Raw genomic sequence first — 14516 nt, 5'->3', positions numbered from 1 at the left:
TACTAAGTCATCTCCTTGAAAACTCGGTAATTAGTCTTTGTCTTACTTCATCCAGTACTACCTTTTCATCTACCTTCTGCCGAGTAAACCTCCATATATCCTCTATACGGTCTATCGACTCATCAATCTCTATATTCGATCCCTTTTGGTAAGCACCGATGTTAATTAGGTCTTCAGAGTTCTTATAGACTGACATGAGACGTTTTATATTCTCAGCTGCATCAATCTGTTCCGCGGGAGCAATATCTTTCATTACCCGGCTTATACTCGCCAGCACATCTATAGCGGGAAAGTGTCCTTTATTCGCAATTCCCCGGTTCAGCACAATATGTCCATCGAGAATACCACGGACAGCGTCAGCAATCGGCTCATTCATGTCATCCCCATCCACAAGGACCGTGTAAAAAGCAGTAATCGATCCTACAGGACCCGTCCCTGCTCGTTCCAATAGTTTAGGTAAACTAGCAAATACGGAAGGTGTATAACCTCTCATTGCTGGCGGCTCACCAACCGCAAGACCCACTTCACGCTGAGCCATCGCATACCTTGTCACCGAATCCATCATCAGCATGACATTCATGCCGCGGTCTCGAAAGTACTCCGCAATGGTAGTGGCAATTAGTGCTCCTTTGATACGCACAAGTGCCGGTTGATCCGAGGTAGCTACGATAACAACAGAACGTTCGAGCCCTTCAGGTCCAAGATCTCGTTCAATAAAGTCTAATACTTCCCGTCCCCGTTCTCCGATAAGAGCAATCACATTGACATCTGCTGATGTATTACGAGCAATCATCCCCATGAGTGTACTTTTACCTACCCCTGACCCGGCAAAGATCCCCACCCGCTGCCCTTTACCAATCGTTAGCAGTCCGTCAATCGCACGAACACCTATACTGATCGGCTCAAGTACTCTGGGTCTATTCAGTGGATTAATCGGTGCACTTGAGGTTGAATAACGCTGCATACGGGCGGGAATTAGTGAACCATCCAGGGGCTGACCCAGACCATCAAGTACTTTACCCAGAAGTTCGGATCCGACTTGAATATTCAAAGGTTTTCCCGTTCCTACTACATCACAACCAGGACCAATGGACTGGAGATCACCAAGGGGCATTAATAGCACTTTGTTATCCCGGAATCCGACCACTTCTGCTTTTAGCGGAACAGCCGAATTCGTTGGATAAATGTAGCAGACATCTCCTATACTTGCATCCGGACCTTCTGATTCCACCATCAGTCCGATGACCTGAGTAACTTTTCCGTTAATGCGAACCGGGTCCAGTTGTTTCAGTTGATCCATGTATCGCTGTGAACTAAGAACCTTCATATGTCGTCCGCTCCTCGCTGTCCAGCGCTACCCGGATCAATTCTTTCTTGATTTCGGTGAGCTGCGTGTCCACTCTGGCATCAACACTTCCGAAAGGAGAACGAATCACACATCCTTTATCTCGAACAGAAGCATCCGGCAATATTTTCAGTTCCGCTTGAGAGTCAATCGCATAAGTCAATTCCTCTCTAGCAGCTTGAACATATGAAAATTCCTTTGGAGAAACACATAATGTGATAACACCTTGTTCTCTTTTTCTTGCCAAGTTCTTACGAATCAGTTCAATCATAAGACTCGGGTCTGATGAAAGCTGATGATCGATTACTTTCTCTGCAATTGCCGTGCTCAGTTCAACTAGAAAAGGTTCTGCTTCCTGAATAATCTGTTCTTTGGCTTCGTAAACTTCATTCAGCACCATCTGTGCTTCCGCCATTTTTTCTTCCATATAAGTTAGAAGCTCTTCTTTTGCCTTTTCTTCACCCTCATGATAACCTTGCTGATATCCTTCTGAGCGAAGAGCATCCATCAGATGTTCATCTTGAAGTCTTTTTTCTTCCCACCAAGAGGCAATTTGTTCCTTGGCTTCCTGAAGTAGTCGCTCTGCTTCTTCTGCAGCTTCACGCACTTGCCTTTCTGCAAACTCCTTCGCGTTCTCGAGCATTTCCTGCTTCATCCGAATCGACTCTTCATCAACCGTTGGCTTTTGTTCTTCTACCACTACTCTTTCATGATGATCAAAATTCGCTTCAATACCTGATTTCTCACCATACTCATGAACCGATTTCACCTGCTTATGGGTATCAACGGGTACATACTCAAAGGATTTAATCAGATTAGACAACGATATCATCTCCTCCGCCGCGAGCAATAATAATCTCACCAGCCTCTTCCAGTCTTCTAATTGTGGCAACGATACGAGTCTGTGCTTCTTCTACATCACGCAGTCTGACAGGGCCCATGAATTCCATTTCTTCTTTAAAAGTCTCCGCCATGCGTTTAGACATATTGTTGAAGATGGCATTTCGAACCTCTTCGCTCGCCACCTTGAGTGCAAGCTGTAGATCTGCATTATCAATATCACGTACAATTCGCTGAATCGACCGATCATCGACATTAACAATATCCTCGAAGACAAACATCCGTTTCTTGATTTCTTCTGCCAGTTCAGGATCCTGTATTTCCAGAGAATCCAGTATCGTTCTTTCGGTTCCGCGGTCAACTCCATTTAGGATTTGAACGATCGACTCAATTCCGCCTGCATTCGTGTAATCATGCGTAACCGTGGCAGAAAGTTTCTGTTCAAGTATTCTTTCTACTTGGGCGATTACTTCTGGTGAAGTGCTGTCCATTACTGCAACCCGCCTTGCCACATCCGCTTGCTTCTCCTGCGGAAGAGAGGAAAGGATGACGGCTGCTTGTTCAAATTGCAAGTAAGATAGGACAAGCGCAATCGTCTGCGGGCTTTCATTTTGTATAAAGTTAAGAATCTGATTCGGATCTGCTTTCCGAGCAAAATCAAAGGGTCTGACCTGAAGGTTTGCGGTTAGCCTATTAATCACTTCTAGTGCTTTTTGAGATCCCAGTGCTTTTTCTAAAATCTCTCGTGCGTAATTAATACCGCCTTGTGAAATATATTCTTGTGCCAAACAAATTTGATGGAACTCAGACATAATGAGTTCTTTTTCTCCAGCTTCTACTTTTCTTACATTGGCAATTTCTAGAGTTAGCTGTTCTATTTCTTCATCTCGCAGATGCTTGAAAATTTGGGCTGAAACTTCTGGTCCTAAAGTTATAAGCAGGATTGCTGCCTTTTGCCTTCCCGTTAATCCATTTCCTGATACCTTAACCAAGTCTCTCACCCCTATTCATCAGCAAGCCACGTTCGAAGCAGTTCAACAAATTCATCTGGTTTCTTCTTCGCGAGTGACTCGAGTTGTTTACGTACCTGACTTTCATTCGTAACCGTTTCTAAATTAACAGAAGGAAATTCGGTTGGAATCTGAAGCGGAAGATCATCTTCTTCATATTCCTCTTCTTTTTTACGGCGATTTCGGTAAATCATGTATCCTCCGCCTGCCAGCAGTAATACAGCACCTGCTACGAGACCCCATATCATACCCGAAGACAACTGAATTCCTGTCTGTGGATCGTTCGCTGTTTGCGCTGGTTTAGCTAGTACAGAGACTTTCTTTTCTAAATCTGCGTCGTTATATGTACTTCCTGAATTTGCGAGTGACGCCCTCACAATATTCACTAAAACTGTTTCGATTGCATCTCTTGTTGGCTCATCTAAAATTTCTTGTCCTTGGGGTGGTTCAACTGCTACATTAATGGTTAAATCTTTTACAGTGTATGGACTTTGGACAATTTCCTTTGCGATTTGATTAACCTCGTAATTGATCGTCGTGGAACTCTCTTCTCCGCTTGAAGTCTCAGAACCAGCAGCCGGGTAGTTTACAACATCGCCCTCTCCTGTTCCTGCTACACCGCCATCTTCTGCCGTACCGCCTGTGTAACTGCTCTGAATATCTTGAACACTGATCTCAATACCTTTCATGTTCTCTTCATCTACCGGAGTAACTAGGTTTTGAGTTTCGTTCACTTTGTCGAAGTTCAGATTAGATGTCACAAGCACATTAATATCCGTACTACCGATAATACCGGTTAGAAATTCTTTTACACTCTTTTGAACATCGCTCTCATATTTTTTCTGCAGTGCCATGTTCTCTTGTATTTCACCCAGTCCACTTCCTCCGCCACGCTCGGTTGGTTGAAGTTCTTCACCCTGATTCGTAGAAATAGTGATATTTTCCAGGGGTAAGTTGGGTACCGCAGTCTTCATTAAATTAAAATATCCGTCTACTGCCTTCTGTGACATTTGATACCCGGGCTGAAAAGTCAGTACTGCGGAAGCAGAAGCAGTTTCTTTATCCGAGCCCGCAAATAAACTTTTTTCAGGAAGATTAACTAATACTTTTGCATCTTGCACGCCCTGCATCGTCCGGAGCATTTGTTCAATCTCACCATTAAAAGCATTAGCATATTTGACGTCAAATTCTTTATCTGTCGAGCCCATCATTGAACCATTTTGCTCAAAGATGTCATAACCAATTGACCCGTTCTGAACTAATCCTTGGGATCCGACATCTACTTTCACTCTTGCTGCTTGCGTACTAGGTACTGAAATGCTTGTCCCATCTTTATTTAACTCAAAAGGAATATTTCCACTCTCCAGATAGCTCATGACCCCAGCTGAATCCTCTGCACTAAGATCAGTAAACGCTACTTCATACTCCGTTTTAGAGAACTGAATTGTAAGTGCTGCGGCGGCAATGATGAGAAACACCACCGTAGAAATCAGTAATATCCTTTGTTTTTTGGTAAATTTGTTCCAATACTGAGATATCTTCTCTCTATATTGGGCGATTCTCTCGTTCACTCCGTCACCTCATCCGAATCTTTGCTAATCTAACCTCTATTACATTTGAATCCGCATAATTTCCTGATAGGCTTCGACCACTTTATTTCGAATTTGATTCGTTAACTGCAAACTGAGCAGTGCTTGTTCCGAAGCAATCATGACCTGATCTACATTCACGTTACCTTTAACAAATTCTGTTGACATGTCATGAGACGTTTTCTCTTGCTCTGCCACTTGCGTAATTGCTTGATCTAAATAGGATGAGAATTGTTTGATCGTGTCTGCTGGGGTTGGTTTATTTTGTGTTCCGCTCATTGAAGGAGATTGTAAAGCCGATGTTTGAAGCATCGTATTTTGTATCATCTGTGGTCCCTCCTAAATTCAAAAATATGTAGTGTCTGCTAACTCTATCTGCCGATCTCAAGTGCTTTAGACACCATTGCTTTTGAAGCATTTAGTGCAGTTACATTTGCCTCATAAGATCTTGATGCACTAATTAAATCTACCATTTCTTTCGTTATATCAACGTTAGGCATATATACGTACCCTTCGGCGTTTGCATCCGGATGTGTTGGGTTATATACCGATTTGAGCGGCGCTGTGTCTTCCTTAATAGAAGTTGCGATGACGCCTTGCTGAATGCCTTTGCCTTCCATCTGTGTCTGGAGCATATTCTTAAAGCTTGTCTTGCTAGTTTCTAGTACAACCATTTTTCGTTTATAGGGTACTGCTTCCCCGTTCTCTATCTTCGCTCTCGTCGTTTCTGCATTTGCAATGTTTGAGGAGATCACATCCATACGAAGACGCTGAGCGGTTAATGCAGAAGAACTAATATCAAAGCTGTTACTTATATTCATCAGCTGCTCCCTCCTGTTGCAATACGCATCATCTTAATTTGTTCTGAGACCTGCTGGATGTAGGCATTGTAACGAAGTTGATTCTCTGCCAAAAGGGTCATTTCCTTATCGACATCAACGTTGTTTTCGTTATTATTCATTACTGTATTGCGATCTGTCGAAATTTGCGCAGCAGGGGTTTTACTGTTAAGACCTATAGGAATATGCTTCTCATTTGTTGTTTTTCCACTTAATATACTTACATTCCCTTTCATTTCATCCTGTAAAAGTTCTTCAAATTTGACTTCTGACCGTTTGAAATAAGGGGTGTCGCTATTGGCTATATTGTTAGCAATCGCTCGTTGCCTGAGGTTTGCAGCATCAATTCCTGCTTGGAGCGTCTTAAAACTACTGTCGTTCAACAAATGTATGACACTTACCTCCCTTGTAAATTCCTAAAAATGGCTTCTATATAAAATAAGACCTCAGATGACTCGTTTTCGACAAATCTGGCATTGATTAATTCTTTTCATAGGTCTTTAGTAGAATTACGAAGTTATTTGTCATATAACATAAGTTTCTTTCACTTGGGCATTTATTACAATAAGAAAAAAGCCCTATCTTTTCTCATATATAAGGACTTTTTGGGTATAAAGTACAAAATAACTTCATTCTAATGAAAAAAGAGTCCTATAAAGTATAGGTTTTTTCAACCTATTTTCTCATTTCTAAGATATTCAAAGTCAAGCATACCATGGTAAAATGGAGATATTGAACCAGTCTATTATATAGTTAAACGCATTTATTGTCATTAAAACGTCTTATTTACTGTTAACTAAAGATTTCACACTACATATTTTGCATTAAAACGAAAATTCGTGCATAAAAAAAGCTCTCTAAAGGTGTTTTCCTTTAAAGAGCTTTTATTTTACAGAATGTACTGACTAAGATCACGATCTTTCGCAATCTCACCTAATTTCTCTCTTACGTATTCAGGTGTGATCACCATCTTATCAAGCGTGAGTTCAGGTGCTTCAAAAGAAAGGTCCTCTAGCAGTTTCTCTAAAATGGTATGAAGTCTTCTCGCACCGATATTCTCTGTGCTTTGATTTACAGCTTCTGCAATATTAGCGATCTCACGAATCGCTTCATTTGAAAATTCAATTTCAATATCTTCTGTCCGAAGCAGATCGGTATACTGTTTGGTCAGTGCATTTTTAGGTTCGGTCAGAATAGAAACAAAATCATCCAGTGTGAGGCTGTTTAATTCCACGCGAATTGGGAAACGCCCTTGGAGCTCTGGAATCAGATCTGACGGTTTGGATACATGGAAGGCACCCGCTGCAATAAACAAAATATAATCTGTCTTCACAGGGCCGTATTTGGTCATTACAGTCGAACCTTCCACTATAGGAAGAATATCCCTTTGGACGCCCTCACGAGAGACGTCAGGGCCTGATCCGCGTCCCTGGCTGGCTACTTTATCTATCTCATCAATAAAGATGATCCCCGATTGCTCAGCACGTCTGATGGACTCTTGCGTTACATCGTCCATATCAATCAGTTTGCTCGCTTCTTCTTGTATGAGAACTTTACGAGCCTCTTTTATGCTTAGCTTGCGTTTTTTCGTGCGTTTTGGCAGGAAGTTACCAAACATCTCCTGCATATTCATACCCATCTGGTCATTTCCTTGACCAGCAAACATATCAAACATGTTCGGGGCTGCATCCTCTACGTCAATCTCAATTACATCATTCTCAAGCTGGCCGGACAGCAGTTCAAATTTCACTTTGCGTCTGCGTTCAGAAATGCTGGCTTCTTGTGCAGGATCTGCTTCCTCCGTCTGTTGATTATGATTACCAAAAATCATCTCAAAGGGATTCTTCTGATTTTTAGATTTATTTGCGGAAGGAACTAAGATTTGTACAATGCGTTCATTCGCATTTTCTTCGGCTTTGTCCTTGACCTTTTCGGTTTTTTCAAGCTTGACGATGCGAATGGCTGTCTCAATTAAATCTCTAACCATAGATTCTACATCACGGCCAACATAACCGACTTCGGTAAATTTCGTTGCCTCTACTTTTACAAAAGGAGCACCTACAAGTTTCGCTAACCGTCTAGCAATTTCTGTTTTACCTACACCGGTAGGTCCAATCATAAGTATGTTTTTAGGTACAATTTCATCTTGAGCGTGCTCAGGAAGTCTACTCCGGCGATATCGATTTCGCAGGGCAACAGCAACCGATTTCTTGGCTTGCTTTTGTCCCACAATATATTTGTCTAGTTCACTTACGATTTGTCTAGGGGTTAAAGCTTCATTTAACATCTTCTTCCCTCCCGGTAAATTTATCTTTTATTATAATAATGTGAATCCATTCCATGACTCATTAAAGTAGAATTTTGATTCCGTTTACAGTTCTTCCACAATAATATTACTGTTTGTATAGACACAAATTTCAGAAGCCACAAGAAGTGCTTCCCGAGCCATATCCTTGGCTTCGAGGTGTGTTGCATTTCGTTTCATGGCTCTTGCCGCAGACAAAGCATAGTTCCCGCCAGAACCAATCGCAAGCAGATCATCATCTGGTTCAATAATTTCTCCACCGCCAGAGATTAGCAGCATTCCGGTTTTGTCCATTACAATCATCAGCGCTTCTAACTTACGAAGCACACGATCCTGGCGCCAATCTTTCGCAAGTTCCACTGCTGCACGCTGAAGATTCCCATGATGTTCCTCAAGCTTACCTTCAAATTTCTCAAATAGGGTAATGGCATCAGCAACAGAGCCTGCAAAGCCAGCTACAACTTGTCCTCGGTATAATCTGCGAACTTTCTTCGCTGTATTTTTCATAACTACCGATTCTCCCATTGTTACCTGTCCATCACCTGCAATCGCTGCTTTGCCGTTATGACGTACAGCACATATCGTCGTCGCATGAAATGTCGTTTGCATCATGAAACCTCCTCTTCCATTCGTTTAAAAAAAGCCCGGCATGTCAGAAAAAGACTTGCCGGGCGTACGTACTAGCCTATCCTTACTTTCCCGTGGATAGTCCTTTTTCTTCTTTAAAATGTTGAATGCTTTCTAAAGCACGATTCGCAAGTGCTTCATTCTTTTCTTTCTTGTTGCGTATCTTACGTTCAAGACTCGGAAGCAATCCAAAGTTTGCATTCATCGGCTGGAAATGTTTGAAATCGGCAGTGGTAATATAGTGCGCCATACTTCCTAGTGTACTCTCTTTTGGAAGCACAAACAAATCTTGACCTAGTGCAAGGTTTGCAGCATTCATACCAGCAATCAGACCGGAAGCTGCAGACTCTACATAACCTTCAACCCCTGTCATTTGTCCAGCAAAGAACAGATTAGGGCGAGATTTGAATTGATACGTTGGTTCAAGCAATTTTGGAGAATTGATAAATGTATTCCGGTGCATTACACCATAACGGACAAATTCGGCATTCTCAAGACCCGGAATCATCTGGAATACTCGTTTTTGCTCTCCCCATTTCAGATGTGTTTGGAACCCTACTAGATTATATAAAGTCCCCGCTGCATTATCCTGACGCAATTGAACGACCGCATAAGGAAGTTCGCCTGTGTGAGGATTCACGAGACCTACGGGTTTCATCGGACCAAACAATGCCGTCTGTTTACCACGCTTCATCATCACTTCGATCGGCATACAGCCTTCAAAGTAGATTTCTTTTTCGAATTCTTTGAGTTCAGCCACTTCTGCAGAGATGAGCGCGTCATAAAAACGATTAAATTCTTCTTCATTCATTGGACAATTGAGATAAGCAGCTTCCCCTTTATCATACCTTGAAGCCAAATATACTTTACTCATATCAATAGAGTCTTTTTCTACGATAGGTGCAGCCGCATCATAGAAGTAAAAATACTCCTCGCCCATAAGCTCTTTAATCTGTGCAGATAGAGCCGGTGAAGTTAAAGGTCCTGTCGCAATAACGACGATTCCTTCTGTAGGAATTTCCTGAATTTCTTCATTTACCACTTCTACTAGCGGATGTTCATGAAGCATACGTGTAATTTCCCCGGAGAAACCATCTCGGTCCACGGCCAGTGCGCCGCCTGCAGGTACCGCATGACGGTCAGCGGAACCAATTACGAGCGAATCCATCATTCTCATTTCTTCTTTCAATACACCTACCGCGTTTGTAAGGCCATTAGCCCGCAGTGAATTACTGCATACCAGCTCAGCAAATTGATTTGTATGGTGTGCAGGCGTTTTAACAACAGGGCGCATCTCATACAGTTTCACAGGCACACCTCTTTGGGCGATTTGCCATGCTGCTTCACTTCCTGCGAGACCTGCTCCAATAACGGTTACTTGCTCTACTCTATCACTCATCATATATCCTCCCTGCTGCTGATCAGCATCTCTTCCTCATTTCGACATGCTGACAGCAGTCCGGTCTATCCGGTTTCACTATATCATTGTTAGTATTTTATATTTCAACAGACTCATCATCTGGTTCTTCCATGATTTCCGTATGATCACATACCGTACATTTCAGCTTCGTTCCTTGCTTATTCCGTTTCTCTACCATGAGAGATGAGCAGCTTGGGCAAGGTTTGACAGACGGCTTATCCCATGACACGAAATCACATTCTGGGTAACGGTCACATCCAAAGAATATACGGCCTTTTTTACTTCTGCGCTCAACGACATGTCCTTCCTTACAGGTTGGACAAACAATGCCGGTGTCTTTAATGATTGGCTTCGTGTTACGACAGTCAGGAAAACCAGAGCATGCTAAGAATTTCCCAAATCGACCAAGTTTATATACAAGCGGTTTCCCGCATTTTTCGCAAATTTCATCGGAAACCTCATCTTCAATCTCGATTTCCTTCATCTCTTCTTCCGCCACTTCAAGACGTTTCTCAAAGGAACCATAAAACTGTGCAAGTACTTTCACCCAGTCCTCTGAACCTTCTTCCACGTGGTCAAGATCCTCTTCCATATGTGCGGTAAACTCTACATCCAGAATTTCGGGGAAGAACTGCTCCATTTGCTCGATTATCAGTTCACCAAGTTCCGTAGGCATGAATTTCTTCTCTTCAATCGCTACATAACCCCGTTTTTGAATCGTTTCAAGTGTAGGTGCATACGTACTTGGACGTCCTATACCAAGTTCTTCAAGCGTTTTGACCAGACGAGCCTCTGTATAGCGCGGTGGAGGCTGAGTAAAGTGCTGTTTTGGTTCAATTTCTTGTTTAACTAAGGCATCCCCAGATTGAAGCGGAGGCAATAGCTTATCTTCTTCTGTCGTACCATCATCATTTCCTTCTACGTACACTTTCATAAATCCAGGGAAACGGACTTTTGATCCTGTAGCTCGGAATGTTGCATCCCCTGCTGTAATATCTACAGATAAAGTATCTAGGATAGCTGAAGACATCTGACTTGCTACGAAACGTTCCCAAATGAGTTTATACAAACGAAATTGGTCTCTGCTTGTATATGCTTTCACGGAATCTGGATCTCTTAGTACTGAGGTTGGGCGAATCGCTTCGTGCGCCTCTTGAGCGTTAGCTGCTTTTTTGGAATACTGACGGAACGTTTCCGGCACGAAAGTTTCTCCATATTTTTGAGAAATGAACTCTTTCGCTTCTTCCTGAGCCGATGTCGCAATACGAGTGGAGTCGGTACGCATATAGGTGATTAAACCTACCGTACCTTCTTTACCAAGATCTACACCCTCATATAATTGCTGTGCGACTGACATCGTCTTGGCAGCACGGAAGTTAAGTTTACGAGCCGCTTCCTGCTGTAACGAACTTGTTGTAAAAGGAGCCGACGGATTACGTGTCCGTTCCTTCTCTTTTACTTCTTTTACTGTAAAATCTTCATTCTCAATTTGCTTTAGTATTGAATTCACTTGTTCTTCGTTGGTCAGTTCCGTTTTGGTTCCGTTCCACTTATGGAACTTCGCTTCCATCGGGCTGCCGTCTGCACTTAGTTTTGCAGTAATGCTCCAGTATTCTTCCGGAATAAAATCATCGATTTCATTCTCACGGTCAAGAATGATCTTAACTGCAACGGATTGAACACGTCCTGCAGACAATCCTTTTTTTACTTTTTTCCAGAGGATAGGACTGATCTTGTATCCTACCAGCCGATCAAGAATACGTCTTGCTTGCTGTGCATTCACAAGGTCCATATTTATTTTTCGCGGTGTTTTAAAAGCATCTTTTACCGCTTGTTTCGTAATCTCATTAAAAACAACCCGGCAGCTTTCTGTCTGATCCAGGTCAAGTGCATGAGCCAAATGCCAGGCAATCGCTTCCCCCTCACGATCGGGGTCAGCCGCCAGATAAACTTTTTTCACTTTTTTCGAAGCATCCTTTAGTTCTTTCAGTACAGAACCTTTTCCGCGGATGGTAATATATTTAGGGTTAAAATCATTTTCCACTTCTACGCCAATCTGACTTTTTGGCAAATCGCGGATATGCCCCATCGAAGCCTTAACGATATACTTACTTCCGAGATACTTCCCTATCGTTTTGGCTTTCGAAGGAGACTCCACGATGACGAGTGAATCCGCCATAGGTTCATCCTCCTCTCAAAATATAGCCTGCATGCCCCTATGACGAAATCACACATCTAATCACGCCAAAGGGATCTATATTAACTTATATATAGCTCCAGGTAATTGTATAATCTGCTTTTTTATGATTAAAGATAACAGAACTGAATGCAAATGTCCAAAATCAAGATGAAGCCTATCCACAAAATCATCTAATGTCATAGGGCCTGCTTCAAGTAAATCAACTACTTTTCTTTCTTCTTCCGTAAGCTCTGGAATCAGCTCCTGATGTGCTGCGGATAAAAGCGGTTCAGGATGAACCCCGGATTGTTCAGACTTGTCTTCTCTAGCAGAATTCATTACATGTATATATTCATCTGTAATATCTTCTACTTTAGTGACTAGCAGAGCCCCTTGTTTAATTAAATTAAGTGCGCCCTGGCTTTTAGGAGAGGTAATGGGCCCAGGAATTGCAAATACATCGCGACCTGCTTCTAGTGCAGCATCAGCCGTAATTAACGATCCGCTGCGTAAATCAGCTTCCACCACAAGTGTACCTAAACTGAGCCCCGCAATAATTCGGTTTCGCTCAGGAAAAAGACCAGGTCTTGGTTTTTGGTGCAAGGGATATTCGGATACTAACAATCCGCTAGAAGCAATCCGGCTCGCTAAAGCATGGTTTTCGGCAGGATAAATATGTGACAGCCCCGCACCAAGGACCGCAATCGTTAAACCATCTGCACGGATAGCAGCTTCGTGACATACACTATCTATTCCGCGTGCAAGACCGCTGACAATCGTATATCCTGCCTTGCACAGCTGTGAAGCGAACACCTCACCTACTTTTTTCCCGTAACCTGTAGGAACTCGGGTTCCCACCATCGCTATAGACGGCTTATGAAGCAAACTTGCATTGCCTTTTATGTATAGAACCCAAGGCGGGTCCGCCGTTTCCTTCAATAATATAGGATACTCTTTATCGTAATAGGTTACAATTTCGATACGTTCCTTATGAAGCAGCTCAAGTTTCTCATAAATAAATGATTCATGGAAGCATTCTTTCATCACAGCAGCTCTTGCTGCCGAGAGTCCTGACTGAATCCAGTCCTGAGTTTCGTATTTTAGCATGTCCGATAATAAATTTCCACTCGTCATCCATTTTCTAATCGTTTTACGACCGATCCCATCCATCTCTTGAAGTCCAAATAAAATATGTCTGTCTTCCATACTCTCCACCCTTTCTTTGACTAACGAAAAGAAAACCGTAATTAAAATACAAAAAGCAACCCTTCTGTCGATATATTCGACAAAAAGGTTGCTTACCTTTTAGATTGAAACTAGATTCGGGTGTGCCCCTATTATAATTCGCCCTATTATATAGAAGAAAAAAATTTTAACAACTCTTCTTAACGAGGCTTATTAGACTGCAAAATGATATTAATGAGTCGTACAAAGGTTAAGAATTCCGCGATCTTCCAGCACACTTACGAGCGTAGAGCCCATTTCAGATGGAGTCGGAGATACCCGAATGCCGCAAGATTCGAGTTTGGCAATCTTCTCTTTCGCAGTACCTTTACCGCCAGAGATAATAGCGCCCGCATGACCCATCCGTTTTCCTGGAGGTGCTGTAACCCCGCCGATGAAACCGACGACAGGTTTTGTCATATGATCGCGAATCCACTCTGCTGCTTCTTCCTCAGCAGTACCCCCAATTTCACCAATCATAATGACTGCATGTGTATCAGGATCATCATTAAAGCGAGATAAAATATCAATGAATTCGGAACCTTTAACAGGGTCTCCGCCAATTCCCACGGCAGATGATTGACCGATACCACGTGTTGTAAGCTGATGAACCGCTTCGTACGTCAGCGTACCGCTGCGAGATACAACTCCTACATGACCTGGCATATGAATGTAGCCCGGCATAATACCGATCTTACATTCGCCTGGAGTAATAACGCCTGGGCAGTTCGGACCGATCAGAACCGTATCCTTGCCTTCCATATAACGTTTTACTTTGATCATGTCGAGTACCGGAATTCCTTCGGTAATACAGATCACAAGATCAAGTTCAGCGTCTACAGCTTCCATAATAGAATCTGCAGCAAAAGCAGGCGGTACATAAATAACACTTGCTGTTGCGCCTGTTGCTTCTTTGGCTTCATTTACAGTGTTATACACGGGAAGCTTAACTACACTGCCATTTTCGAGTTCAATGTCGACAGTCGTGCCGCCTTTACCCGGGGTCACACCGCCTACCATTTGCGTGCCATAGTCCAGCGCACCTTTTGCATGAAACTTCGCAGTCGCACCCGTGATACCTTGCGTAATCACTTTTGTATCTTTATTTACCAAAATACTCACGATCGTTCACATCCCC

Annotated in this window: 13 protein-coding genes; all 13 read right to left on the bottom strand. The window is 42.7% G+C overall.

Going from position 1 to position 14516, the window contains the following annotated elements; translation table 11 throughout:
* Positions 1-7: 7 nt before the first annotated feature.
* Entirely contained in the window at positions 8-1327 is a 1320-nt protein-coding gene (fliI, locus tag QPK24_RS08930; protein WP_285747975.1) for a flagellar protein export ATPase FliI, read from the bottom strand.
* A complete protein-coding gene (locus QPK24_RS08925; RefSeq protein ID WP_285747973.1) occupies positions 1314-2168 on the bottom strand; it encodes a FliH/SctL family protein in 855 nt (284 codons plus the stop codon). The genes fliI and QPK24_RS08925 overlap by 14 nt, the downstream gene beginning before the upstream one ends.
* Complete coding sequence (gene fliG / locus QPK24_RS08920; protein WP_407082968.1) at positions 2161-3186, bottom strand: flagellar motor switch protein FliG; 1026 nt, start codon at positions 3184-3186, stop codon at positions 2161-2163. The genes QPK24_RS08925 and fliG overlap by 8 nt, the downstream gene beginning before the upstream one ends.
* 2 nt (positions 3187-3188) lie before the next feature.
* Complete coding sequence (fliF, locus tag QPK24_RS08915; RefSeq protein WP_285747969.1) at positions 3189-4766, bottom strand: flagellar basal-body MS-ring/collar protein FliF; 1578 nt, start codon at positions 4764-4766, stop codon at positions 3189-3191.
* Positions 4767-4805: 39 nt separating this feature from the next.
* A complete protein-coding gene (fliE, locus tag QPK24_RS08910) occupies positions 4806-5111 on the bottom strand; it encodes a flagellar hook-basal body complex protein FliE (protein ID WP_285747967.1) in 306 nt (101 codons plus the stop codon).
* Positions 5112-5155: 44 nt separating this feature from the next.
* Entirely contained in the window at positions 5156-5605 is a 450-nt protein-coding gene (gene flgC / locus QPK24_RS08905; RefSeq protein ID WP_285747965.1) for a flagellar basal body rod protein FlgC, read from the bottom strand.
* A complete protein-coding gene (flgB, locus tag QPK24_RS08900; RefSeq protein ID WP_285749212.1) occupies positions 5605-6015 on the bottom strand; it encodes a flagellar basal body rod protein FlgB in 411 nt (136 codons plus the stop codon). The genes flgC and flgB overlap by 1 nt, the downstream gene beginning before the upstream one ends.
* Before the next feature lie 497 nt (positions 6016-6512).
* Entirely contained in the window at positions 6513-7910 is a 1398-nt protein-coding gene (hslU, locus tag QPK24_RS08895) for an ATP-dependent protease ATPase subunit HslU (RefSeq protein ID WP_285747963.1), read from the bottom strand.
* Between the two features lie 84 nt (positions 7911-7994).
* Entirely contained in the window at positions 7995-8537 is a 543-nt protein-coding gene (hslV, locus tag QPK24_RS08890; protein ID WP_213532546.1) for an ATP-dependent protease subunit HslV, read from the bottom strand.
* Positions 8538-8619: 82 nt separating this feature from the next.
* On the bottom strand, positions 8620-9954 hold the full coding sequence (trmFO, locus tag QPK24_RS08885) for an FADH(2)-oxidizing methylenetetrahydrofolate--tRNA-(uracil(54)-C(5))-methyltransferase TrmFO (protein WP_285749209.1): 1335 nt from the start codon (positions 9952-9954) through the stop codon (positions 8620-8622).
* A gap of 97 nt (positions 9955-10051) precedes the next feature.
* On the bottom strand, positions 10052-12154 hold the full coding sequence (gene topA, locus QPK24_RS08880) for a type I DNA topoisomerase (protein ID WP_285747961.1): 2103 nt from the start codon (positions 12152-12154) through the stop codon (positions 10052-10054).
* A gap of 75 nt (positions 12155-12229) precedes the next feature.
* Positions 12230-13360 (bottom strand): DNA-processing protein DprA, encoded by a 1131-nt coding sequence (dprA, locus tag QPK24_RS08875; RefSeq protein ID WP_285747959.1) that lies wholly within the window; start codon positions 13358-13360, stop codon positions 12230-12232.
* A gap of 210 nt (positions 13361-13570) precedes the next feature.
* Positions 13571-14500, bottom strand: coding sequence for a succinate--CoA ligase subunit alpha (gene sucD / locus QPK24_RS08870; RefSeq protein WP_285747957.1), 930 nt, complete (start codon positions 14498-14500; stop codon positions 13571-13573).
* Positions 14501-14516 lie beyond the last annotated feature (16 nt).

The sequence above is a fragment of the Paenibacillus polygoni genome (assembly GCF_030263935.1).
Classification (GTDB): Bacteria; Bacillota; Bacilli; order Paenibacillales; family Paenibacillaceae; genus Paenibacillus; species Paenibacillus polygoni.
This window is presented reverse-complemented; position numbering and strand designations above follow the sequence as displayed.

Excerpts from the sequence above, each read along its gene's own strand:
- fliI (WP_285747975.1), bottom strand. The coding sequence starts at position 1,327 with ATGAAGGTTCTTAGTTCACAGCGATACATGGATCAACTGAAACAACTG.
- fliE (WP_285747967.1), bottom strand. The coding sequence starts at position 5,111 with ATGATACAAAATACGATGCTTCAAACATCGGCTTTACAATCTCCTTCA.
- flgC (WP_285747965.1), bottom strand. The coding sequence starts at position 5,605 with ATGAATATAAGTAACAGCTTTGATATTAGTTCTTCTGCATTAACCGCT.
- hslU (WP_285747963.1), bottom strand. The coding sequence starts at position 7,910 with ATGTTAAATGAAGCTTTAACCCCTAGACAAATCGTAAGTGAACTAGAC.
- hslV (WP_213532546.1), bottom strand. The coding sequence starts at position 8,537 with ATGCAAACGACATTTCATGCGACGACGATATGTGCTGTACGTCATAAC.
- trmFO (WP_285749209.1), bottom strand. The coding sequence starts at position 9,954 with ATGAGTGATAGAGTAGAGCAAGTAACCGTTATTGGAGCAGGTCTCGCA.
- topA (WP_285747961.1), bottom strand. The coding sequence starts at position 12,154 with ATGGCGGATTCACTCGTCATCGTGGAGTCTCCTTCGAAAGCCAAAACG.
- dprA (WP_285747959.1), bottom strand. The coding sequence starts at position 13,360 with ATGGAAGACAGACATATTTTATTTGGACTTCAAGAGATGGATGGGATC.